This is a genomic window from Micromonospora sp. NPDC050200 (genome assembly GCF_040656135.1).
GTDB lineage: Bacteria > Actinomycetota > Actinomycetes > Mycobacteriales > Micromonosporaceae > Micromonospora.
Genome location: NZ_JBFALG010000005.1, coordinates 159268 through 180929, shown reverse-complemented (window position 1 = coordinate 180929; position 21662 = coordinate 159268). Strand labels below are relative to the sequence as shown.

Sequence of the window (21662 nt, the reverse complement as noted above, 5' to 3'; positions counted from 1 at the left end):
CCCACGCCCGCCGGTCACCCCGCCACGGATTACGAAAGCCTTACCGGACCCGCGCGGCCGGGAGCCGCACGTGGGGCGGAGGCGGGGCGGTCAGCCGGGCGCGGGTCCCCCGGATTGGTTCTCAGGGGCGACCCCGGGCGATTCCCGATACCCGCACGGGCGTCCCCTTCCTACGCTGGCGGACGTGACACTGATAGCGACCGAGTCGCTGACCAAGACGTACGGAGGTCGGGTCACCGCGTTGGCCGACCTGACCGTGGCGGTGGAGCCCGGGATCATCGGCCTGGTCGGCGCGAACGGCGCCGGCAAGTCGACCCTGATCAAGATCCTGCTGGGCCTGCTCGCCCCGACCAGCGGCCGGGTGTCCGTGCTCGGCCTCGACCCGACCACCGACCCGGCGGCGGTGCGCGCCCGGGTCGGTTACATGCCCGAGCACGACGCGCTGCCGCCCGACCTCTCCGCCGCCGAGCTGGTCACCCACCTGGGCCGGATCAGCGGCCTGCCCCGCACGACGGCCCGCGAGCGGGCGTCCGAGGCGCTGCGGCACGTCGGCCTCTACGAGGAGCGCTACCGGCCCGTCGGCGGCTACTCCACCGGCATGAAGCAGCGGGTCAAGCTGGCCCAGGCCCTGGTGCACGACCCGGACCTGCTTTTGCTCGACGAGCCGACCAACGGCCTCGACCCGGCCGGCCGGGACGACATGCTCGCGCTGGTGCACCGGATCGGCACCGAGTTCGGCATCTCCGTGCTGGTCTGCTCGCACCTGCTCGGCGAGGTGGAGCGGATCTGCGACACCCTGGTCGCCATCGACGGCGGCCGGCTGCTCCGCGCCGGCCCCATCGCCGCGATGACCTCGGCCACCGACGTGCTCGCCGTCGAGGTCAGCGAGGGTACGGAGGAACTGGCCACCCGGCTCGCCGCGCTCGACCTGCCGGTCAGCCGGGACGGCCGGATGCTGCTCGTCCCGCTCGCCGACGAGGCCACCTACGACCTGATCCTCGGCGCGGTCGCCGAGCTGGACCTGCCGCTGCACCGGCTCGACCAGCGGCGGCACCGGGTGGCCGAACTCTTCGCCACGAGGGAGCCCAGCCATGTCTGAGCCGACCGGCGTCATCCACGACATCGGCTACCAGCGCTACGCGGGCCCCCGGCTCGGCCGCCGGCACGTCTTCGGCGCGCTCTATCTGCACGGCGTGCGGACGGCCTTCGGGCTGGGCCGCAGCGCCAAGGCCAAGATCTTCCCCTGGTTGGTGGTCGGCATCGTCACCCTGGTGGCCGCCGGGGCCACCGCGGTACGCAGCCAGATCGGCGAGGTGGTGATGACGTACGCCCAGTTCGCCGACGCGATGAGCTGGCTGGTCATCTTCTTCGCCGCGGTGGCCGCCCCGGAGCTGGTCTCCCGCGACCTGCGCAGCGGGGTGCTGCCGCTGTACTTCTCCCGGCCGCTGCCGCGCGGCGACTACGCGCTGGCCAAGCTGCTGGCCCTGGTGAGCGCGCTCTGGCTGCTGCTCGGCGGGCCGCAGCTGGTGATGTTCCTCGGTGCGGCGTTCACCACCGGCGACGGGATGCGCGGCGTCTGGAACGAGCTGCTCGACCTGCTGCCGGGGCTGCTCTACGCGGGCCTCTGGGCGGTCGTCTTCGCCTCGGTCGGGCTGCTGGTCGCGTCGCTCACCGGCAAGCGGGCGTTCGCGGCCGGCGGGATCGTGGCGGTCTTCCTGATGACCACCCCGATCGTCGGCACGCTGTCCATCCTGCCCTCCCGCACGGTCAACGAGCTGGCCGGACTCGGCTCGCCGTCCACCATCGTGCAGGGGGTCGGCATGTGGTCGCTGGGCGACCTGCTGGTCACCGAGGAACAGGCCGGGCCGGGCATCGGCGACTTCGGCCCGGTCTACGCCCTCGCCGCCGTGCTGCTGGTGGCCGGCTGCGTCGCCCTGCTGCTGCTGCGATACCGGAAGGTGGCCGCCCGATGACCACGATCAGCGCCGATCCCACGGCGGGCGCCCCGACCGCCGCCGCCAGCACCCTGGACCTGGCCGGCGTGTCCCGCTGGTACGGCAACGTGGTGGCGGTCAACGACGTCACCATGCGGCTGGGCCCCGGGGTGACCGGCCTGCTCGGCCCGAACGGCGCCGGCAAGACCACCCTGCTGCACATGATGGCCGGGTTCCTCGCCCCGTCCCGGGGCACGGTGACCCTGGACGGCGAACCGACCTGGCGCCACCCGCAGGTCTACCGCCGGCTCGGGCTGGTCAGCGAGCGGGAGGCGGTGCACACCTTCCTCACCGCGTACGAGTTCGTGCTGGCCAGCGCGAAGCTGCACCGGCTGCCCGACCCGGCGGCGGCGGCCCGGCGGGCGATCGCCCTGGTCGAGTTGGAGGCGACGCAGGACCGGCGGATCGGGACGTACTCCAAGGGCATGCGGCAGCGCGCCCGGGTCGCCGCGGCGCTGGTGCACGACCCGCAGGTGCTGCTGCTCGACGAGCCGTTCAACGGGATGGACCCGCGCCAGCGGCTGCACATGATGCGGCTGCTGCACTCCCTCGGCGACGCCGGCCGGACGATCCTGTTCAGCTCGCACATCCTGGAGGAGGTCGAACAGGTCTCCGGCACCGTGCAGGTGATGGTGGCCGGCCGGCTCGCCGCCTCCGGGGACTTCCGGACCATCCGCCGGCTGATGACCAACCGGCCGCACGTGTTCGCCGTCCGCTCCACCGACGACCGGGCGTTGGCCGTCGCGCTGATGGCCGAGCCCTCGGTCACCGGCGTCGAGCTGGACCGCACCGGCCTGACCGTCAAGGCCGACGACTACGGCGCCTTCACCCGGGCGCTGCCGAAGATCGCGCTGGCCCACGGCGTCCGGGTCCGGCAGCTGCTGCCCGAGGACGAGTCCCTGGAGAGCGTCTTCTCCTACCTGGTGGAGGCCTGATGTCGACCGTTTCCTGGATCACCGCGCGCGGACTGTTCGGCCGGCGTCGGTTCCTGATCCTGCTGCCGTTGCCGCTCCTGCTGCTGGGGCTGGCGCTGCTCTGCCGGTCGCTCGGGGTGGAGCCGGGTGACTGGGGGCCGCCGGTGCTGGTCGGCCTCGGCCTGGCCGTGGTGCTGCCGGTGGTCGCCCTGATCGTGGGCACCGGCGTGCTGGGGGCCGAGATCGACGACGGCACGGTGGTGCACATCCTCACCAAGCCGCTGCCGCGCTGGCAGATCGTGCTGCCGAAGCTCGCGGTGGCCGCCGTGGTCAGCGCGGCCACCGTCGCCGTGCCGCTCTTCGTCGCGGGCCTGCTGGCCGATTCGGTACGCCTCGGACTGGCCCTCGCCGCCGCCTCGGCGCTCGGCGCGCTGGCGTACTCGGCGCTGTTCCTGGCGCTCAGCCTGCTCACCCGGCGGCCGGTCCTGCTCGGGCTGGTCTACGTGCTGATCTGGGAGGGGCTGCTGGGCAACTTCGTCGGCGGCACCAAGGTGCTCTCGGTGCAGCAGTGGGTGATCGCCCTCGCCGACCGGATGGCCCCCACCGACCTGCTGTCGACGACGGTCTCGGTGCCGGTCGCGGCGGTGCTGACCGCCGTCGTCGCCGTCGGCTTCACCGCGCTGGCGATCGACCGCCTCCGCTCGTTCAGCATGGCCGGCGAAACAAGCTGACCCTGCCCACCCCCACCCCCACCCCGCCCGCTGAGGCCGCACTTTCAGAGAAAGAGTGGCCTCGACGGCGCGTACAGCCACTCTTTCTCTGAAAGTGTGCGGATCTCGGGGCGGGGTGGGTGGGGGTGGGGTGGGGTCAGAGGGCGCAGGCGATGACCAGGTCGGGGGTGCGGTCGGGGAGGAGGTCGAGCTTGGCGATGCGGCCCGCCGCCCGGACGTCGTCGGCGATCACGGTGAGCTGTTCCAGCACCGCGGCCGGGCCGAGCGCCTCGGCCAGCGGCACCTCCGCCTTCATGGACAGCTTCCGCTCCGACTTGGCCCGCCGCACCTGGCCGAGCGCGTCCCCGGCCAGCCGCAGCAGCGCCGGGTCACCCGTGCCGGTGATCGCCCGCCCCACCTCGTACGTGGTGGGCCAGGTGGCCCGGTGCACCGAGCCGTACCGCCACCAGGACCAGACCTCCTCGGCCACGTACGGCAGGACCGGGGCGAAGAGCCGCAACTGCACCGACAGCGCGGTGGCCAGCGCCGCCCGCGCCGAGTCGGCCCCCGGCCCGGAGCCGTAGGCGCGCTCCTTCACCAGCTCGATGTAGTCGTCGCAGAACCGCCAGAAGAACGCCTCGGTGGCCTGCAACGCCGCCGTGTGGTCGTACCCGTCGAAGGCGGACGTCGCGGTGGCGACCACGCCGGAGAGTTCGGCGAGCATGGCCCTGTCCAGCGGCTCGGTCGCCGGGGCGCGTAACGCGTCCGCGGCGCCCAGCCCCAGGGCGAACCGGGAGGCGTTGAGCAGCTTGGTGGCGAGCCGCCGGCCCACCTTGATCTGGGCCGGGTCGAAGGCCAGGTCCATGCCCGGCTTGCCGTTGGCCGCCCAGTACCGCACCGCGTCGGAGCCGTGCTGCTCCAGCAGCCCCATCGGGGTGACCACGTTCCCCTTGGACTTGGACATCTTCTTCCGGTCCGGATCGAGGATCCAACCGGAGAGCACCGCGTCGCGCCAGGGCAGCACGCCGTGCTCCAGGTGGGCGCGGACCACGGTGGAGAAGAGCCAGGTCCGGATGATCTCCTGCCCCTGCGGGCGCAGGTCCATCGGGAAGACCCGGCTGAACAGGTCCGGGTCGGTCTCCCAACCGCCGACGATCTGCGGGGTCAGTGAGGAGGTGGCCCAGGTGTCCAGCACGTCCGGGTCGCCGACGAAGCCACCCGGCACTCCGCGCTGCGACTCGGAGAACCCGGGCGCCGGATCGCTGGACGGATCGACCGGCAGCATCGCCTCGTCCGGTGTGAGAGGGTGGGACCAGTCCGGCTCGCCAGCGTCGTCGAGCCGGTACCACACCGGCACCGGCACGCCGAAGAAGCGTTGCCGACTGACCAGCCAGTCACCGGTCAGCCCGCCCACCCAGTGGTCGTACCGGTGCTTCATGTGCGCCGGCACCCAGCGCAGCTCGCCACCCCGGGCCAGCAGCTCCTCGCGCAGGCGTGCGTCCCGGCCACCGTTGCGCAGGTACCACTGCCGGGTCGAGACGATCTCCAGCGGCCGGTCACCGCGCTCGTAGAACTTCACCGGGTGGGTGATCTCGCGCGGCTCGCCGACCAGATCGCCCGCGTCGGCGAGCATGCCGACCAGCGTCCGCCGGGCGCCGTTGACGGTCTGCCCGGCCAGCGCCGTGTAGGGCTCCGCCGGCACCCCGGCCGGCGGCTCCGGCAGCAGCCGACCGTCCCGGCCGATCACCACCCGGGTGTCCAGCTGGAGCTCCCGCCACCAGGTCACGTCCGTCAGGTCGCCGAAGGTGCAGACCATCGCGATGCCGGTGCCCTTGGCCGGGTCCGCCAGCGGATGCGCGCGCACCGGCACCTCGACCCCGAAGACCGGGGTACGCGCCGAGGCGCCCACCAGGTCCGCGTACCGCTCGTCGTCGGGGTGGCAGACCAGCGCCACGCAGGCCGGCAGCAGCTCCGGCCGGGTGGTGTCGATGAGCACCTCGCGCCCGCCCGGCCCGGTGAACCGCAACCGGTGGTACGCGCCGGGCCGCTCCCGGTCCTCCAGCTCCGCCTGGGCCACCGCGGTGGCGAAGCCGACGTCCCAGAGCGTCGGCGCCTCCGCCTGGTACGCCTCACCCCGGGCCAGGTTGCGCAGGAACGCCCGCTGGCTCGTCGCCCGCGCCACCCGCCCGATCGTCGTGTATGTCAGCGACCAGTCCACCGACAGCCCGAGCCGCCGCCACAGCGCCTCGAAGACCTGCTCGTCGGAGGCGGTCAACCGCTCGCACAGGGCCACGAAGTTGCGCCGGGAGATCGGCGTCGGGTCCTTCCGCCGCTCCTCGCCGACCGGCGTCGCCGGCGGCCGCCACTGCGGGTCGTACGGCAGGGACGGGTCGCAGCGCACGCCGTACACGTTCTGCACCCGGCGCTCGGTGGGCAGGCCGTTGTCGTCCCAGCCCATCGGGTAGAAGACCGTCCGGCCGCGCATCCGCTGGAACCGGGCCACCATGTCGGTGTGGGTGTACGAGAAGACGTGCCCCATGTGCAGCTCGCCCGATACGGTCGGCGGCGGGGTGTCGATCGCGTACACGTCCGACCGCTCTCTTGAGCGGTCGAACGTATACGTCCCTTCCTCCTGCCAGCGGCGCGCCCAGGTCTCCTCGAGCCCGTCCAGGGTCGGACGCTCGGGGACGCCGGCGCGGGCCGTCCTCGCCGTATCAGTCATCCGTCGATCGTAGGCAGCCCCCGTCGCCGTGCCCACGGCTTATCCGGGGCGTCGCCTAGCGGTTCGAGGACGCGATCGGGCCGAGCGTCGGGCCGCGGGTGGCGATCTGGATGCCGAGCCCGGTGCGCGAGTTCACCCGGTCCAGGATGGTGGAGACCGGCGCGTAGGTGTTCTTCTCGTTCGAGTTGGTGCACGGGCCCTCGCCCGGGGTGCCGTCGTGCAGGATGCCCAGCGCCCGGCCGTCGGACTCGGTGAAGAGCGGCCCGCCGCTGTCGCCCTTTCGGGCGCAGATCCGGACGTCGATGCCGCCGCTGGCCTTTCCGATGACCTGGCCGCAGCGGGTGCCCGGGAGGTAGCCGGCGCCGGCGCCGGAGTCGACGTACTGCTCGCCGGCCTTCGGCGTGTACCCCGACCCGGTGGCGCAGACGATCCAGCCGGCCTGCACCGCGCTGTACGCCGTGTAACCGGTGACCTTCACGTCGTGGCTGCTCGTCGTGGCGCAGGCCGGGTTGTCGGCCACGCACCAGTAGTTGACCAGGCTGGCCTGGTCACCGCCGCCCCGCCGCGGGTACGCCCACCGGTCGATCGCGCGGTCCTGGTACGGCATCACCGCGTAGTCGTACGGGAAGAGGTTCTCGGCCAGCACCGGGTTGGTCGACTCGACCCCCACCGGCACCTTCGGCCCCAGGTACTGGTGCCAGGTCTGGTCGACGTGCGTGTGGGTCGAGCTGACCACGCAGTGCCCGGCGGTCAGCACGTAGTAACGCCCGGATTTCGCCCGCAGGTTGAACCCGGTGGTGCAGCCGCCGACCGTGCCGTTGTCGCGGGGCACGTCCAGCCGGATACCGCCGCGCATCGGCGCCGTGGGGCAGTAGCGCGGGTCGCACGCCTTCAGGATCGTGGAGCCCGACTTCCGGGCCTGCGCCCGGGCCGGCACCCCGGCCGTGTCGAGCGCCCCCGCCAGCCGGGCGTCGTCCGCGGCGACCACGTCGCCGGTGAGCACCACGACCTCGTTGGCCTGCTCGTCGACCACCACGTCGGTGCCGGCGGTCGCGCCGAGGGCACCGGCCACGCGGGTCGCCGCCTCGGTGAGCTGGCGCAGCGAGTGGCGTACCGGCACGACCTTGACGTGGGTGGCGTCCGGCATCCCGGCCACCGCCGCGCGCAGCGTCTCCGGGCTGGTCGCCGCGATGGTGAGGACGCCGCCGCCGACCTGGTCCAGCCACATGCCGGCGTACTCGGCGGGGTACTTCGTGGCGAGCGTGTCGGCCAGCGGCGCGGAGAGTTCCTGGAGGGCGACCCGACGGGCGGCCTCGCTCTGCGGCACCTGGTAGCGGTTGCTCAGGTACGCCACCGAGGCGGGAGCGTCCTTGGCCACCTGCCCGGCGGGCCGGCCGGTGACCGCGACCGGGCGGGCGTCCACCGTGGACCGGTTCGTGCCGGTGCGGCTGCCGATGCCGCTGTCCGTGCTGGGCGCCGCGTCCGCCGGGGCCGGTGGCGCGTCGGCCGACCAGTCTCCGCCGGTCGTCGCGGCGGCCGGCACCGGATCGACGTCGCCCTCCCGGGTCAGCGCGACCGTCGCCGCGCCGACCGTGCTGACCACCAACGCTGCCGCGACAACCATTCGTCGTCGGATCCGCACGCCGTAACCTCCCCGTGTTTTCGGCTGTGTCCGACCGGCTCTCCGTCCTCGTCGCGCCGGTCACCGCCGGCCGACGGCGTGGGCCGATCGGCGAGAGGCAGTTTAGCCGGACGGATGATCCAGGTGGTGCCCGTGACGGGGGAGCACGCCGGCCGGTGCCCGTGACAGCATCGGCGCACCACGCACCGGGGAGACCGGAATGGACGGCACGGCGGAGGCACGACCCGGGTCGGGAGCGCGGCACCGGCTCGCCGCGGTCGTTGCCGCGCTCCCGGTGGGGTACGTGCTGGGCACCCGCGGGTTCTCCCTGCTGTACGCCCCGTACGCGCCGGCCGGCCAGGGTCGCCCGGTCGCCGTGGTCGCGCTCGCGCCCGCCGTGCTGCTGCTCGCGCTGGGGTTGACCGTCCTCGCCTCCCGGGTCGCCGGCTGGTGGCTGGCGACGGCCGGGGTGCTGCTGGTCGGGGCGGCCGATGTGGCGAACGGGGACGCCGCGGACGCGGTCACCCGGCTTCCCGCCACCGCCCTGTCCGAGGCCCTCGCCGTGCTGGCGGGTGCCGCCGGGGTCGGACTGGCGGTCGGCGGCACGCTGCTGGGCCTCGTCCAGCTCACCCGTCCGCTGCGGCACGTCGGCACCGCCGCCCTCGCGGTCGGGGTGGCCCTGGCGCCGCTGGGCGCGCTGCCCGTCATCCGGGGGCCCGATCCGTCCGCCCCGGTCCTCGACTGGTGGCTCTGGCTCGCCGTCCTGGCGGTCCTCGGCGCCACGGTCGTTCTGGCCGGCGGCAGCTTCCTGGCCGAAGCGCCGGCGCGGCACCCCCGGATCGGCGCGGTGCTGGTGATCGGGGTCGCCGCCGGGTCCACCGTGCTCGCCGGCGCCCTGGGCCGGAGCATGATGGACGACGTCGTCGCGGACCTGGCCGAGAACCTGCGCCGCCCCCTGCCCGGGTCGCCGAGCACGCTGCCACTGCTCGCCGTCGCGCTGCTCACCGCCCTGCTGCTGCTCGGCTACGCGGCGCGTACCTGGGGGGTTGACGGGGTCCGTCAGGTGGCCGTGGGCCTGGGGCTCGGCCCGGCGACACTGCTGGCCTTCCCCTACGTCGTCGGGCCGTCCGCCGTACCGTTCCTGGTGCTCAGTGTGCTGGTGATCCTGGTGGGCACCTGGTGGGCCCGCCGGGGCGGCACGGTGGCCGGGGACGCGGTCGGCCTCCTGGTGGTCGCCGCCGCCGGAGTGGTGGCCGACGCGGTGAACGCCTTCCGGGGGCTGGACGTGGTGAACCCGGCCCAGGTCGGGGTCGCGGCCGTCGGCGCCGGCCTCTCGTTCGGGTACGGCCTGACCCGGTCGGCGCTGCGGCCGGAGCCGCCCGGTGAATCGCCGGTCGGGCTGTTGGCCGTCTGGGTCGCCGCCCTGCTGACGAATGCCACCACGCTGCTGCCCTTCGCCTACCTGGCGGCGGGGACCGCCTACCGGGGTGTGCCGGTGCCGACCATGTTCGTGCTGGTCGGCGTGGTCGGCGTGCTGGTGGCGGTGCTGGCCGAGCTCTCCCGTCGGCTGGCCGTGACCGGCGCGGCGACGGGAGCGGTGGCCGACGCGCCGCCGGCCTCCGGACAGCTGCCGGACTGAGACCGTGACCCGCCGGGCCGGGTCCGGCCCCCTGGTCGGCTCCCGCCCGGCCGGCGAACCGGCGCGGGTCCGGCCCTCTACGGCCACGCCGGTCAGCTTGCCGTCAGCGGCCGCTCGTGCCCGAGGAGCCACTCCTTCACGGGCAGCCCCCACCGGTAGCCGCCGAGAGTCCCGTCGGTGCGCAGCACCCGGTGGCAGGGGACGAAGAGGGCGGCGGCGTTACGGGCGCAGGCGGCGGCCGCCGCCCGTACGGCGGCGGGCCGCCCGGCGAGCCCGGCGAACGCGGTGTACGTCACCGGCTCGCCCGGCTTCACCTCGCGCAGCACCTCCCAGGCGTGGGTCATGAACGCGCCGCCGCTGTGCTGCTCCACCGGCACCCCGTCGATGGCGGTCAGGTCGCCGTCGAGGTAGGACCGGACGGCGACGGTGACCGGGCCGAGGTCGGCGCGGTGCCGCAGCGCCCCGCGCAGGCTCGGGTGCACCACCGGGAGCAGGTTCTCCGGTGCGGGGGTGAAGCCGGCCGCCCGGACGGCTCCGTCCGGGCCGGCCAGGACGCTCAGCGGGCCGACGGGGGTGTCGATGACGGTGCTGTCGATGCTCATGCTGCTCTCCAGAGTCGGATCACCGCGTACGAGCGCCAGGGGCGCCAGCGCTCGGCGTGCGTGTCGAGGGTCTTCGGGTCGGTGGGCAGGCCGAGGGCGGCAGCGCCCCGGCGTACCGCGAGGTCGGTGGGGAGCAGGACGTCCGGGTCGCCGAGGGCGCGCATGGCCACGTAGCCGGCGGTCCACGCCCCGATCCCGGGCACCGCCGTCAGCCGCCGGACGACCTCCTCCCGGTCTCCGCCCGGGTCGAGGTCGATCTCGCCGGAGGCGACGGCCCGCGCCAGCGCCCGTACCGTCTCCCGTCGCCCGGCCGGCATCCCGAACGCCGCGTCCGGCAGCCCCGCCACCACCTCCGCACTGGGAAACCCCCGCACCCCCCTCCCACCCGCCCCCCGCCCCTGCCCGTGTTGATCAAGAAGTTTGCGCACTGTGGAAGCGCTCTCCAGGACCGAAACCTCTTGATCAACGGGGTCGGGGGTGGGGGCCGGGACGGGGGAGGCGGACTGGAGGAGGCGGGTGAGGGTGGTGCGGGCGGAGCGGACGGAGATCTGCTGGCCGACCACGGCGCGCAGGGCGGCCTCGAAGCCGTCCACGGCGCGGGGGAGGCGGATGCCGGGTTCGGCCGCGACCGCGGGGGCCAGGGCGGGATCGGCGGCGAGGGTCTCGTCGACGGCCTGCGGGTCCGCGTCGAGGTCGAGCAGGCGGCGGCAGCGGGCCACCGCGGGGGACAGGTCGCGCATGTCGGCCAGGCGCAGGGTCGCCGAGACGTGGCCGTCCGCCGGGGTCAGTGCCACCTCCGCGGCGCCGTGCGGCAGCCGCAACCCCCGGCGGTACGTCCCGTCGCGTACCTCCTCCACGCCCGGCAGCGCGCGGACGGCGAGGAAGTCCAGCAGCGCGGCGGCGTGCAGCGGCGGCCGGTACGCCAGCCGCAGCGTGATCGTCCCCGCGCCGCCGGGCGCCGGCCGGCCGCGCCGTGCCGTCCGCAGCTCGGACGGGGCGGTGCCGTAGACCTCGCGGACCGTGTCGTTGAACTGCCGGACGCTGCCGAAGCCGGCCGCGAAGGCGATCTCGGCCATGCCCAGCCCGGTCGTCTCGATCAGCGTGCGGGCGGTCTGCGCCCGTTGGGCCCGGGCCAGCGCGAGCGGGCCGGCGCCCAGTTCGGCGCGGAGCATCCGGTGCAGGTGCCGCTCGGTGTAGCCGAGCCGGGTGGCCAGCCCCGGTACGCCGTCCCGGTCGACCACCCCGTCGGCGATCAGCCGGACGGCCCGGCCCACCACGTCGGCCCGTACGTCCCACTGGGGCGAGCCGGGCGCGGCGTCCGGGCGGCAGCGGCGGCAGGCGCGCAGCCCGGCGCCCTGCGCGGCGGCGGCCGACGGGAAGAACCGGACGTTCTGCCGCTTCGGCGTCATCGCCGGGCAGGACGGCCGGCAGTAGATCCCGGTCGACGTCACGCCGGTGTAGAACCAGCCGTCGAAGCGCTGGTCACGGCTGTCCACGGCCCGGTAGCACCGTTCGAAGTCCAACTCCACGCCACCGATGATGCCCCCTGGTCAGGGCCGGTGGCTCGCGGGAATCGGACCTGAGCATGGCGACGCCCGACGCCTCGGACGGGGAGTCGTCCGGGGCGCCGGGCGCAGGTCGCCTGAGCGCGGGACGCGGGACGTCCGGGGCGCCGGGCGCGGGATCAGCGCGGGGACGGGCTGGGGCGCGCCGACACCGGGGGGTCGATCGGGCTTGGCGTCGGCACGCCCGGGTCGGGTAGGGCCGGGCTGGCCGACGGGTCATGCGGCACGCCCGGGTCGGGCAGCGGTGGCCGGGGCTTGCGTGTGGCGTCGGCGCTGGGGGAGGGGGTCGGTTCGGCCGGGCGCGCCGACGGGGTCGGCGGGGCGGTAGGGGCGGCCGGACGCGGGGCGTCCGAGCCGGTCTGGGCGATCGCGAGCGGGGCGGCGATCAGGACGGCGGCGAGCGTGCCCACCGCGCCCATCGTCACCGTGGCGCGGCGTCGGGTCCGGGCCCGTCGTTCCGCCGGCTGCAACTGGTCCTGCACTGTCGGTGCCTCCTCGGCCAGGTCGGTCAGGGTGGTGCGGATCAGGTTTTCGAGGGGGGACGTCATCGCCGTACCTCCAGGAGTTCGACGTCCGGCAGGAGCTCGCGCAGCCGGACGACGGCGCGATGGGTCCGGCTGCGGACCGTGCCGACGGAGCAGCCCAGCGCCTGGGCGACCTGGGTCTCGGTGAGGTCCTCGTAGTAGCGCAGGACCACCACGGTCCGCTGTGCCGGCGGCAGGTGCCGCAGCGCCGCCCGCATGGCCAGCCGCAGGTCGGTGCCGCCGCTCGGATCGGCGCCGGCCACCTCGTGCGCGCCGGTGAGCAGCGACTCCCGGTACCGGCGCAGCCGCCGCCACCAGCTGACCTGCTCCCGGTACATGACCGTGCGCAGGTAGCCCTCCGGGTCCGCGTTGCGCAGCGTCCGCCAGCGCGGGATCGTCCGCGCCAGCGCCGACTGGAACAGGTCCTCCGCCGCGTGCCGGTCGCCGGTGAGCAGGTACGCGACCCGCATCAGCGCCGGCGTACGGCTCGCCACGAACTCGGCCAGCCGGGCCCGTTCGTCCTCGTCCACCCACCCTCCCCGTTCCGCTCCTCACAGATACAGACGCCGCAGGTCGGGCCAGCTATCCCTGATGTGGCAAGGGATCGGACGCGAGAAAGTGTCGGTAGTGGTCGGTACGGTCCCGCCACCAACTCAAGAAGGGTGCGGGGCGATGGCGAGCGTGGCCGGGCGAGGTGCCCGCTGATGCGGTCGGGGCGGGCACGGCTCGACCGCGCGGTGGTGCAGGGCTTCTACGACCGGATGCGGGCGGTCGCGCCGGCGGCGTACGGGGCGATCGAGCGGGACCGGGTCGGTGAGCCGGGGCGCCCCTTCGGGGAGACCGCGTGCGGCCGGCTCGCCGCGTCGCTGGATCCGGCCGGCCTGCGCGCGCTGGGCATGTGGGTGCACCACTGGTGCATGCGCTTCTACGACGACGACACCCGGCCCGGGCTGCGGCTGGTCCGCGAGATCGCCGGCCGGCGCGGGCTGGGCTGGACGGTCGACGAGGTGCGCTGGATGCTCGGCGAGTCGTACGCGTCGGGTCCGGCCGCCGCGCACCGGTTCACCCTGCCGTTCGCTGCGGCGGCTGAACTGCCCGCCGGGGCGCTGCCGGAGGCCGAGGCGCTCGGGGTGGACTGGCGCCTGGCCGGCTGACCTTCCCCGGCCGAGCCGGCGGCCGATCCGGGCGTCGGGGCGGGGGCGGCGTCGGGCGTCGGCGGCCGGTCGGTGCGGTGCCCGGGGCGGGCGGGCAGCTGCGCCACCACCATCGCCGCCACGGCCAGGGCGAAGCCGGCGAGCTGGGTCGGGCTGAGCGCCTGGTCCAGCACGAGCCAGCCGAGCGCGGCGGCGGTCAGCGGGCTCAGTGCGCCGAGCACCGAGACCTGCGTCAACGGCAGCCGGCCCGCGCCCCGGAACCACAGCACGTACGCCAGCGCGGTGCCGACCAGCCCGAGCCAGGCGTACCCGAGCAGGGCCGGGGCGTCCGGTGCCGGCGGCGCGCCCTCGACCACGACCGCGAGCGGCGTGACCAGCAGGCCGCCGGCGGTGAGCTGCCAGCTCGTCGCGGCGAGGGTGCTGATCCCGGCCGGGCGGCCCCAGCGGCGGGTGAGCACCAGGCCGGTGGCCATCGCGGCGGTGCCGGCGAGCCCGGCGGCCACGCCGAGCGGGTCGGTGCCGGCGTCCGGCCGGAGCACGACCAGCGTGACGCCGAGCGGGGCGGTCACGGCGGCCAGCAGGGCGAGCCGGTGTGGCCGGTCCCGCAGCACCAGCACGGTGAGGCCGGCGACGAGCAGTGGCTGCGCGGCGCCGAGCACGGCGGCGGTGCCGCCCGGCAGCCGGTACGCCGCGAGGAAGAGCAGCGGGAAGAACGCGCCGATGTTCAGCGCGCCGAGCAGGGTTGCCCGCCACCACCAGGAGCCGTGCGGGCGGCGGCGGGTCAGCGCGAGCAGCAGCAGCCCGGCGGGCAGTGCCCGCAGCGCGCCGGACCACAGCGGCCGATCGGGTGGCAGCAGCTCGGAGGTGACCAGGTAGGTGGTGCCCCAGACGGTGGGCGCGAGGGCGGTCAGCGCGATGTCGGTGCGGCGACGGCTCATCGGGCACTCAATTCTCTTGGCGGTAAGTATCTTAGTGTTAAGCTAAGCATCCGTGAGGGAAAAGGGGAAGGCGACGTGGGGCACAATCCGGGGGTGACCGACCGGGACGACGTCGACCTCATCGTCGAGCAGTGGCGGCGCGAGCGCGTCGGGATGCGGCCCGAGCCGATGGCGGTCTTCGGCCGGATCTACCGGCTGGCCCGGATCGTCGGCGACGCGCAGGAGAAGGTGTACGCGGACTGGGCCATCGGCCGTGGCGAGTTCGACGTGCTGGCCGCGCTGCGGCGCAGCGGCGAGCCGTACACGCTGGCGCCGAAGGAACTGAGCGCCGCGCTGATGCTCACCTCCGGCGGGATGACCGGCCGGCTCGACCGGCTGGAACGGGTGGGGCTGGTCCGCCGCGCCCCCGACCCGGCCGACCGGCGGGGCCTGCGGGTGACGCTGACCGACGCCGGCCGCCGCGCGGTCGAGGAGGCCGCCGAGGCCGGCCTGGCGGTGCAGCGACGGATCCTCGACGCCCTGCCCCCGGCGGACCAGGCCCGCCTGGGCGACCTGCTCCGCGCGCTGCTCGCGGCCGCCGAAGCGGGCTGACCCGGACGGCGGCCGGGCCCGCAATGACGCAGGATGGGGGACGTCACCCCGACGGAAGGATCTCCCGTGGCCGCCAGCGAACCCACCATCGTCGCGACCAGCATGGGCTTCACCAGCCGCAACCGTGGCCCCTGGGACGCGAAGCCCGGCCCGGTCTTCGACCTGATGGCCGAGCTGGCCGGGGCTGACGAGCCGCGGATCTGCTACCTCAACCAGGCGGTCGGCGACCAGCCCACGTCGTTCACCCTCTTCTACGGGGCCTTCGCCGGCACCCGGTTCCGCCCTTCCCACCTGGCGCTGTTCCCGAGGCCGAACGTCGAGGACATCCGCGCCCACCTGCTCGCCCAGGACGTCGTCTGGGTCGGCGGCGGCAGCGTCGCCAACCTCTGCGCGGTCTGGCGGGCGCACGGCCTGCCGGAGATCCTGCGCGAGTGCTGGGAGGCCGGCGTGGTGCTCGGCGGCATCTCCGCCGGCTCGATCTGCTGGCACCTCGGCGGCGCCACCGACAGCTTCGGCCACACCCTGCGCGGCTTCACCAACGGCCTGGGCTGGCTGCCGTACGGCAACGGGGTGCACTACGACAGCGAGGAGCAGCGTCGCCCGCTGATGCACCGGCTGGTCGGCGACGGCACTCTGCCGGTCAGCCACTGCACGGACGACGGGGTCGGGCTGGTCTACCGGGGCACCCGGCTGGTCGAGGCGGTCGCCGACCGGGCGGGCATCGCCGCGTACGAGGTCGCCCCGGACGGTGCGGGCGGCGCCCGGGAGACCCGGATCGAGCCCCGGCTGCTCACGGCCTGACCGCCGGTCGCTCCACCCTTCGGTTGCACGGACGGCGCGAGCGGTTCAGCCGGCCTCGGCCCGCCCGGGGCGGTGCCGGAGCGCGGCGTCGAAGACCTGGGCCAGTTCGGCCGCGTCCTCCCCGGCGTGGTGGGTGTGCGGCACGTCGGTCAGGCCCAGCTCGTGCTTGATGATCCCCTTGCGGGTCCGCACCCACTCGCCGCCCGTCCGCCCCATCCACCAGCTGCGCAGGTCGACGCCGGAGCCGGTCGCGCCGAACGGGCTGCGGCCGGTGAACCGGACGAAATACCAGTGCACGAACATGCCGTCCCAGACGGCGGGCGCGGCCAGGAAGACCGGCCGGCCGATCCGGCGCAGCCCGTTGACCCAGCGTGCGGCGGCGGTCATCGCCTCCTCGGCGGTGGGCGCCTCCCGGAGCAGCCGGTCCCGGTCGAGCCCGGAGACCGCGAGGGCGGCCGGCACGAACTCCTCGGAGATCGGCTTCAGCTCCGTGTAGAAGGTGAGATCCGGCCGCCCGGCCACCGCCATGCCCAGCAAGATCATGCTGTACGGGCCGGGGATCGGGCCGTCCGCCTCGACGTCCACCGCCACGTACAGCTCCGGCAGCCGCTCACCCGCCCCGCTCGTCATCCGGGCAGGCTAGCAACGCCCCTGGCGTACCCGGGACGCCTTTTCGCCCGGCGGGCGGGCCTGCCTGCCGGGCACCGACGGACGGCGGCGTAAGCTGGCTCGTCGTGAGTCTCACCATCGGCATCGTCGGCCTGCCCAACGTCGGCAAGAGCACCCTGTTCAACGCGCTCACCAAGAACGACGTGCTCGCCGCGAACTACCCGTTCGCCACGATCGAGCCCAACGTCGGCGTCGTCGGGCTGCCGGACGAGCGGCTGGACAAGCTCGCCGAGATCTTCTCCTCGCAGAAGGTGCTGCCGGCGCCGGTGTCGTTCGTCGACATCGCCGGCCTGGTGCGCGGCGCCTCCAAGGGGCAGGGCCGGGGCAACGCGTTCCTGGCCAACATCCGCGACGCCTCCGCGATCTGCCAGGTGGTGCGCGCGTTCTCCGACCCGAACGTGGTGCACGTCGACGGCAAGGTCTCCCCGGCCGACGACATCGAGACGATCAACACCGAGCTGATCCTCGCCGACCTGCAGACCCTGGAGAAGGCGCTGCCGCGGCTGGAGAAGGAGGCCAAGCTCCGCAAGGACCGGGCCGCCGCGGTCGCCGCCGCCAAGGCCGCCGTCGAGGTGCTCGACGGCGGGACCACGCTCTACGCCGGGGCCGCCGCCGCGAAGATCGAGCTGGAGCACCTGCGCGAGCTGCACCTGCTCACCACCAAGCCCTTCCTGTACGTCTTCAACGTCGACGAGGCCGAGCTGGCCAACGCCGAGTTCCTCGACGAACTGCGCGCGCTGGTCGCACCCGCCGAGGCGGTCTTCATGGACGCCAAGATCGAGTCTGAGCTGGTGGACCTGCCCGAGGAGGAGGCCCGCGAGCTGCTGGAGTCGATCGGGCAGAACGAGCCCGGACTCGACCAGCTCGTCCGGATCGGCTTCCGCACGCTCGGGCTCCAGACGTACCTGACGGCGGGCCCCAAGGAGGCGCGCGCCTGGACCGTCCCGGTCGGCGCGACCGCGCCGGAGGCCGCGGGCGTCATCCACAGCGACTTCCAGCGCGGCTTCATCAAGGCCGAGGTCGTCTCCTACGCCGACCTGGTCGAGGCCGGAGCGATGGCGGCGGCCAAGGCCGCCGGCAAGGTCCGGATCGAGGGCAAGGAGTACGTCATGCAGGACGGCGACGTGGTGGAGTTCCGCTTCAACGTCTGAGGCGAATCACCGAACAACGCCCACCAGAGCACATCCCGTCGCCGCATGGGACAATGTATGTCGATCATCTGGGTGACCAGGTGAGTGACGACGGGGACAGGCTCAGGTGGACGCACAGGGGCTAGCGTGAATCGTTCTCGCAGCTCACGGTGCCTCCGATGCCAGCTCACGGAGGGCTGACCGTTCTTTCACACCGAATGCGTCGCCGAGAATTTTCGGGCAGCCGCCATGCTGAATTCGGCTCTTTGAGGTTCGAGGCGGCCGGCAATGTGGGCCTCGCCGGCTCGGCCGCGGCCTGCTGGCGACCTCCGGCCGGCATCGGCCGGGCCGGCCGCCACGCTTGCGACAAGCAGGACCATCAAGACGCTGGAAGGAAGGCAGGCATCCGATGAAGCTCAGCTCATCCATCGTCGTCCCGCAGGACATTCGGCCGGTGTGGCGGTTCCTCAGCGATCCACTGACCGCGCCTCGCTGGGACCGCAGCGTCGCGGAGGTTGTCCCGCTGTCAACCGGGCCGGTCGGCGTGGGATACGAGGCGATGACCATCGCGCCGTCGGGCAAGCGTCAGCGGTTCCGGATTACCCGGTACGACGCCGAGCAGGAAGTGGCCTTCGTGCTGCTGAAGTCCCACCTGTTCCGGCGTGCCGAACTCAGCTTCCGGCTCGACCGCGTGTCGAACGGGACCAGCATCCTGCACCAGATCGACCTGGACCTGCGCAGCCCGCTGATCGCTCCGCTGCTTCGGCTGACCAGCCGGAACGCCCTCGGCGTCGACCTGGAATACCTGCGGGGGGCGCTGGCCCGGGACGCCAACCACTGACAGCTTCCCTGGCCCTGCTGGGGGCAGCGCTGGTGGTCAATGGTGCCTACTCTCGCGGCCATGGGGGCCCTCAAGCGGTGGCACCTGTTCGTCCTGACCCTCTGCTGTCTCCTGCCAACGGCGGCGGCAATCGTTGGTGGAGTCTGGGCAGCGCGTCGAGGCCGCACCCGTCGCTGAGCGGCCGATGAGGTGAGTAGTCAGGGCATCGACAACCGAAGCAATCCGTGCGTGCCCGATGCAGCGGTCAATGTCGGCCTACCACGGCACGGCCCGACACCCGGGACCTGAACGCTGCTGCTCAGTTACCAGGCGGGGCCGAGAGCACCGAGGTGCCTGCCTTCCCCACGGCAGTCCGGCAACCCTTATCACTCTCGATAGTGATAGGGTCGCTGCATGGATATGTCCATGGAGCGCTGGGCCGAGCTGGCGCTGCATCCGGTGCGGCTCCGGATCCTGCGGTCCGTCGCTGGTTCGCGGCTCACCACCCGCGACCTCATCGAGCTGCTGCCGGACGTCCCTCAGGCCACGCTGTACCGGCACCTGGCGACGCTGGTCAAGGGCGGGCTCCTCGAGGTGGTCGAGACGCACCGGGTGCGCGGTGCGGTCGAGCGGGTGTACGCGCTGCCTGACCAGGGCGGAACGCTCGACGCCGCGACCTTGGCCACGGCTACCGCCGAGGATCACGAGCGCTACTTCACGGCGTTCGTGTCGAGCCTGCTGTCGGAGTTCACCCGCTACCTCAGCCGGGAGCGCATCGACTTCGCCGCCGACGGCGTCGGATACCACCAGCTCGTCCTGCAGTTGACCGACGAGGAGTTGGCCAAGTTCGCCGCTGATTTCAGCGCGATCGTCGGCCCACTACTGAACAACGAGCCGGGAGACGGGCGGAAGGCCCGGTTGCTGGCGACCGTCCTGCTGCCGGTCGACCAGCCGAAGAGCACCGGCAACACCAAACAGGTGATACCAGAGCCAGAGCCCACGGACGGCTCTGCTGAGACGGTAGGGGGCGTCTGATGGCATCGGTCACGTTCACCGGCGATCTGATCGACATCCGGTTCACGGGATGGGAGCGGCTGTGGGTCGCGCGTGAGCGGCTGGCGGTCCCCGTCGCCGCGATACGGCAAGCCGCCTGTGTCGACAAGCCGCTGCCCCTGGCCCGCGGTGCGCGGCGCGGATACGTGGTGTCCGGCCTCGTCAAGATCGGCGTCTGGGGCGTGTTCGGCGGCCCTCGGCAGCTCGTGGCGGCACGCCCATGACCGGCGACCGTCTCGCGATCGAGGTCTCGCACCTGACCAAGCGGTACGGTGCCGTCACCGCCGTACGTGATCTCAGCTTCACTGTCGAGCCCGGTGCCGTCACCGGATTCCTCGGCCCGAACGGTGCCGGCAAGACGACGACGATGCGCATGCTGACCGGCCTGGTGTCGCCCACCTCCGGCACCGCGACCATCGGTGGCCAGCGGTACGAGCGGCTGCCACGGCCGTCCAGCATCGTCGGGGCGGTCTTCGACGCGACCGCGTTCCACCCCGGCCACACAGCCCGCGACCACCTGCGCGTCTACGCCGCGATGGGCGGCTACCCGGACAGCAGGGTCGCCGAACTGCTGGACCTGCTCGGCCTGGCCGAAGCCGCCGACCGTCGTACGCGCGGCTTCTCCACCGGCATGCGGCAGCGGCTGAACCTCGCCACCGCGCTGCTCGGCGACCCTCGCGTACTGCTGCTGGACGAGCCGAGCAACGGCCTCGATCCGGAGGGCATGGCGTGGCTGCGCGGGTTCCTGCGCCAGTTGGCGGACGAGGGCCGCACCGTTCTGGTCTCCAGCCACGTACTCAGCGAGGTCGAGCTGCTCGTGGACGACGTGGTGGTGATCCGGCGTGGTGAACTGGTCGCCGCCGGGCCCTGGTCGCGGCTCGCCGGCCCGCCGGCGGTGCTGGTCAGCTCGCCGGACGCCGAGGCCATGGCCGGGATCCTGGCGGCCAGCCCCGCCGGCGGCACCGCGCCGCGCGTCGAACCGGTCGGGCCCGGACGGCTGCGGGTACACGGCCTGGACGCAGCGCGCGTCGCCGACCTCGCCGCGGCGCACCAGTTGCGGGTACACGAACTGGTCACCGAGAGCACCAGCCTCGAACAGCTCTTCCTCCACCTGACCACCGACCGGCCGGTCACGCCCGAACAGGCAGGTACCCGATGAGACCGTTGATCAAGGCGGAGTTCCGCAGGTTGCTGGCGACCCGCATGTGGGCGGGACTTCTGATCGCCGGCGCCCTCCTCGGCGGCGGCCTGGTCGGCGCCATGACGCTGGTCGGCCCGGAGAACTTCGACCCGCCCATGCCCGGCTTGGACACGGAAGCCGGCATCCGCTCGATCCTCGGCATCCTCGGCTACACCGCGCTCGTACCGGCGGCCATCGGCACCGTCGCCGTCACCTCCGAATACCGGCACCGCACGGCCGCCGTCACGTTCCTGTTCGCACCGCGCCGCTGGCAGGTACTGGCCGCCAAGCTCATCACGTACGGCGTCGCCGGGCTGGCGTACGGGATCGTCCTCGCCGGCAGCGCTGCCATCGCGTTCTTCGGCGTCGCCGCCGCCCGGGGAATCTCGCTCGGGCTACCCGCCGGCACGGTGCTGGCCCTGCTCGCCCGCATCGGTGTCGCGATGGTGGCCTACCTGCTCATCGGCGTCGGCATGGGCGCGCTCATCCGCAACCAGGTCGTGGCCCTGTCCATCGTGGTCGGCTACCTGTACATGGGTGAGACGCTGCTCATGCTGATCCCCGGCGTCAACCTGCTCTATCCAGTTCTGCCCGGCGGCGCGACCGCGTCCCTGACCGACTTCACCTACCTCGCCGACGCCATGTCCCAACAGCTCGCCACCGCGCCCGTCCAGTTGTTACCACCGGCCGCCGGCGCACTGCTGCTCCTGGCGTACGCACTCACCGCCTCCGTCCTCGCCGTCATCGTCCCCATGCGCCGCGACCTCACCTGACCGGCGCCGGGGCTCGGTCCGAGTCGATGGCATGGCCAGCGTGCGCGACGCTGAGCCCGCCCGCTGTTCTGGACCGCCCACCGTTCCAGCACCGGCGGTGCCGGGCCGTCTCCGTGCCGGGCCGTCTCCGTGCCGGGCCGTCTCCGTGCCGGGCCGTCTCCGTGCCGGGCCGTCTCCGTGTCGGGCCGTCTCCGTGTCGGGCCGTCTCCGTGTCGGGCCGTCTCCGTGTCGGGCCGTCTCCGTGTCGGGCCGTCTCCGTGTC

21 protein-coding genes and 1 pseudogene are annotated in these 21662 nt (G+C 73.6%); 14 read left to right on the top strand and 8 right to left on the bottom strand.

Annotated features, from left to right (window positions below; translation table 11 throughout):
- Positions 1–184: 184 nt before the first annotated feature.
- Genes AB0I41_RS06230 through AB0I41_RS06215 form a run of 4 tightly spaced genes read left to right on the top strand, consistent with a single transcriptional unit; the run spans position 185 to position 3639 of the window.
- A complete protein-coding gene (locus tag AB0I41_RS06230; RefSeq protein ID WP_357102399.1) occupies positions 185–1099 on the top strand; it encodes an ABC transporter ATP-binding protein in 915 nt (304 codons plus the stop codon).
- A complete protein-coding gene (locus tag AB0I41_RS06225) occupies positions 1092–1973 on the top strand; it encodes an ABC transporter permease subunit (RefSeq protein ID WP_357102397.1) in 882 nt (293 codons plus the stop codon). The genes AB0I41_RS06230 and AB0I41_RS06225 overlap by 8 nt, the downstream gene beginning before the upstream one ends.
- On the top strand, positions 1970–2929 hold the full coding sequence (locus AB0I41_RS06220; protein WP_357102395.1) for an ABC transporter ATP-binding protein: 960 nt from the start codon (positions 1970–1972) through the stop codon (positions 2927–2929). Before AB0I41_RS06225 ends, AB0I41_RS06220 begins: the two co-directional genes overlap by 4 nt.
- Positions 2929–3639 carry an ABC transporter permease subunit gene (locus AB0I41_RS06215; protein WP_357102393.1) on the top strand — a complete coding sequence of 237 codons (711 nt, stop codon included), beginning with the start codon at positions 2929–2931 and terminating at the stop codon, positions 3637–3639. Before AB0I41_RS06220 ends, AB0I41_RS06215 begins: the two co-directional genes overlap by 1 nt.
- 136 nt (positions 3640–3775) lie before the next feature.
- Here the strand turns inward: AB0I41_RS06215 and valS are convergent, their stop codons facing one another.
- Positions 3776–6340 carry a valine--tRNA ligase gene (gene valS / locus AB0I41_RS06210; RefSeq protein ID WP_357102391.1) on the bottom strand — a complete coding sequence of 855 codons (2565 nt, stop codon included), beginning with the start codon at positions 6338–6340 and terminating at the stop codon, positions 3776–3778.
- 55 nt (positions 6341–6395) lie between these two features.
- Positions 6396–7982: a trypsin-like serine protease gene (locus AB0I41_RS06205; protein WP_357102388.1), complete on the bottom strand. Its 1587-nt coding sequence runs from the start codon at positions 7980–7982 to the stop codon at positions 6396–6398.
- A gap of 199 nt (positions 7983–8181) precedes the next feature.
- On the opposite strand from AB0I41_RS06205, the gene AB0I41_RS06200 reads away from it, so the two are divergent.
- Positions 8182–9600, top strand: coding sequence for a hypothetical protein (locus AB0I41_RS06200; RefSeq protein ID WP_357102386.1), 1419 nt, complete (start codon positions 8182–8184; stop codon positions 9598–9600).
- Between the two features lie 92 nt (positions 9601–9692).
- Here the strand turns inward: AB0I41_RS06200 and AB0I41_RS06195 are convergent, their stop codons facing one another.
- From AB0I41_RS06195 to AB0I41_RS06180, 4 genes are all read right to left on the bottom strand, one after another.
- Positions 9693–10202 (bottom strand): methylated-DNA--[protein]-cysteine S-methyltransferase, encoded by a 510-nt coding sequence (locus AB0I41_RS06195; protein ID WP_357102384.1) that lies wholly within the window; start codon positions 10200–10202, stop codon positions 9693–9695.
- Positions 10199–11731, bottom strand: a complete 1533-nt coding sequence (locus AB0I41_RS06190; RefSeq protein ID WP_357102382.1) for an AlkA N-terminal domain-containing protein — start codon at positions 11729–11731, stop codon at positions 10199–10201. The genes AB0I41_RS06195 and AB0I41_RS06190 overlap by 4 nt, the downstream gene beginning before the upstream one ends.
- A gap of 155 nt (positions 11732–11886) precedes the next feature.
- Positions 11887–12315, bottom strand: a complete 429-nt coding sequence (locus AB0I41_RS06185) for a hypothetical protein (protein WP_357102380.1) — start codon at positions 12313–12315, stop codon at positions 11887–11889.
- On the bottom strand, positions 12312–12821 hold the full coding sequence (locus AB0I41_RS06180) for a SigE family RNA polymerase sigma factor (protein WP_357102378.1): 510 nt from the start codon (positions 12819–12821) through the stop codon (positions 12312–12314). The genes AB0I41_RS06185 and AB0I41_RS06180 overlap by 4 nt, the downstream gene beginning before the upstream one ends.
- A 174-nt stretch (positions 12822–12995) precedes the next feature.
- On the opposite strand from AB0I41_RS06180, the gene AB0I41_RS06175 reads away from it, so the two are divergent.
- The gene (locus AB0I41_RS06175; RefSeq protein ID WP_357102376.1) at positions 12996–13445 is read left to right on the top strand and encodes a hypothetical protein; all 450 of its coding nucleotides are present in this window, start codon (positions 12996–12998) and stop codon (positions 13443–13445) included.
- 116 nt (positions 13446–13561) lie between these two features.
- On the opposite strand, the pseudogene AB0I41_RS06170 reads toward AB0I41_RS06175, so the two are convergent.
- Positions 13562–14383, bottom strand: a pseudogene (locus AB0I41_RS06170) (EamA family transporter); the annotation flags it as partial.
- Positions 14384–14476: 93 nt separating this feature from the next.
- On the opposite strand from AB0I41_RS06170, the gene AB0I41_RS06165 reads away from it, so the two are divergent.
- Positions 14477–14974 carry a MarR family transcriptional regulator gene (locus AB0I41_RS06165; protein WP_357102374.1) on the top strand — a complete coding sequence of 166 codons (498 nt, stop codon included), beginning with the start codon at positions 14477–14479 and terminating at the stop codon, positions 14972–14974.
- A gap of 66 nt (positions 14975–15040) precedes the next feature.
- Entirely contained in the window at positions 15041–15775 is a 735-nt protein-coding gene (locus AB0I41_RS06160; RefSeq protein WP_357102372.1) for a peptidase E, read from the top strand.
- Between the two features lie 45 nt (positions 15776–15820).
- On the opposite strand, the gene AB0I41_RS06155 is transcribed toward AB0I41_RS06160, so the two are convergent.
- Positions 15821–16405, bottom strand: coding sequence for an exonuclease (locus AB0I41_RS06155; RefSeq protein WP_357102370.1), 585 nt, complete (start codon positions 16403–16405; stop codon positions 15821–15823).
- A 104-nt stretch (positions 16406–16509) separates the two neighbouring features.
- Between AB0I41_RS06155 and ychF the strand changes: the two genes are divergently transcribed.
- From ychF to AB0I41_RS06125, 6 genes are all read left to right on the top strand, one after another.
- Positions 16510–17595 carry a redox-regulated ATPase YchF gene (ychF, locus tag AB0I41_RS06150; RefSeq protein WP_357102368.1) on the top strand — a complete coding sequence of 362 codons (1086 nt, stop codon included), beginning with the start codon at positions 16510–16512 and terminating at the stop codon, positions 17593–17595.
- A 388-nt stretch (positions 17596–17983) separates the two neighbouring features.
- Positions 17984–18415 carry an SRPBCC family protein gene (locus AB0I41_RS06145; RefSeq protein ID WP_357102366.1) on the top strand — a complete coding sequence of 144 codons (432 nt, stop codon included), beginning with the start codon at positions 17984–17986 and terminating at the stop codon, positions 18413–18415.
- 393 nt (positions 18416–18808) lie between these two features.
- Positions 18809–19429 (top strand): helix-turn-helix domain-containing protein, encoded by a 621-nt coding sequence (locus AB0I41_RS06140; protein WP_357102364.1) that lies wholly within the window; start codon positions 18809–18811, stop codon positions 19427–19429.
- Positions 19429–19671, top strand: a complete 243-nt coding sequence (locus tag AB0I41_RS06135; RefSeq protein WP_357102362.1) for a hypothetical protein — start codon at positions 19429–19431, stop codon at positions 19669–19671. Before AB0I41_RS06140 ends, AB0I41_RS06135 begins: the two co-directional genes overlap by 1 nt.
- Complete coding sequence (locus tag AB0I41_RS06130; RefSeq protein WP_357102360.1) at positions 19668–20606, top strand: ATP-binding cassette domain-containing protein; 939 nt, start codon at positions 19668–19670, stop codon at positions 20604–20606. Before AB0I41_RS06135 ends, AB0I41_RS06130 begins: the two co-directional genes overlap by 4 nt.
- Entirely contained in the window at positions 20603–21400 is a 798-nt protein-coding gene (locus tag AB0I41_RS06125; protein WP_357102358.1) for an ABC transporter permease, read from the top strand. Before AB0I41_RS06130 ends, AB0I41_RS06125 begins: the two co-directional genes overlap by 4 nt.
- Positions 21401–21662: the final 262 nt, after the last annotated feature.

What these genes read in the sequence shown, in the direction of transcription:
- AB0I41_RS06155 (WP_357102370.1), bottom strand. Translation starts at nt 16,405, where the DNA reads ATGACGAGCGGGGCGGGTGAGCGGCTGCCGGAGCTGTACGTGGCGGTG.
- AB0I41_RS06145 (WP_357102366.1), top strand. Translation starts at nt 17,984, where the DNA reads ATGAAGCTCAGCTCATCCATCGTCGTCCCGCAGGACATTCGGCCGGTG.
- AB0I41_RS06220 (WP_357102395.1), top strand. Translation starts at nt 1,970, where the DNA reads ATGACCACGATCAGCGCCGATCCCACGGCGGGCGCCCCGACCGCCGCC.
- valS (WP_357102391.1), bottom strand. Translation starts at nt 6,340, where the DNA reads ATGACTGATACGGCGAGGACGGCCCGCGCCGGCGTCCCCGAGCGTCCG.
- AB0I41_RS06135 (WP_357102362.1), top strand. Translation starts at nt 19,429, where the DNA reads ATGGCATCGGTCACGTTCACCGGCGATCTGATCGACATCCGGTTCACG.
- AB0I41_RS06175 (WP_357102376.1), top strand. Translation starts at nt 12,996, where the DNA reads ATGCGGTCGGGGCGGGCACGGCTCGACCGCGCGGTGGTGCAGGGCTTC.
- AB0I41_RS06200 (WP_357102386.1), top strand. Translation starts at nt 8,182, where the DNA reads ATGGACGGCACGGCGGAGGCACGACCCGGGTCGGGAGCGCGGCACCGG.
- AB0I41_RS06215 (WP_357102393.1), top strand. Translation starts at nt 2,929, where the DNA reads ATGTCGACCGTTTCCTGGATCACCGCGCGCGGACTGTTCGGCCGGCGT.
- AB0I41_RS06225 (WP_357102397.1), top strand. Translation starts at nt 1,092, where the DNA reads ATGTCTGAGCCGACCGGCGTCATCCACGACATCGGCTACCAGCGCTAC.
- AB0I41_RS06130 (WP_357102360.1), top strand. Translation starts at nt 19,668, where the DNA reads ATGACCGGCGACCGTCTCGCGATCGAGGTCTCGCACCTGACCAAGCGG.
- AB0I41_RS06140 (WP_357102364.1), top strand. Translation starts at nt 18,809, where the DNA reads ATGGATATGTCCATGGAGCGCTGGGCCGAGCTGGCGCTGCATCCGGTG.
- AB0I41_RS06125 (WP_357102358.1), top strand. Translation starts at nt 20,603, where the DNA reads ATGAGACCGTTGATCAAGGCGGAGTTCCGCAGGTTGCTGGCGACCCGC.
- AB0I41_RS06195 (WP_357102384.1), bottom strand. Translation starts at nt 10,202, where the DNA reads ATGAGCATCGACAGCACCGTCATCGACACCCCCGTCGGCCCGCTGAGC.
- AB0I41_RS06185 (WP_357102380.1), bottom strand. Translation starts at nt 12,315, where the DNA reads ATGACGTCCCCCCTCGAAAACCTGATCCGCACCACCCTGACCGACCTG.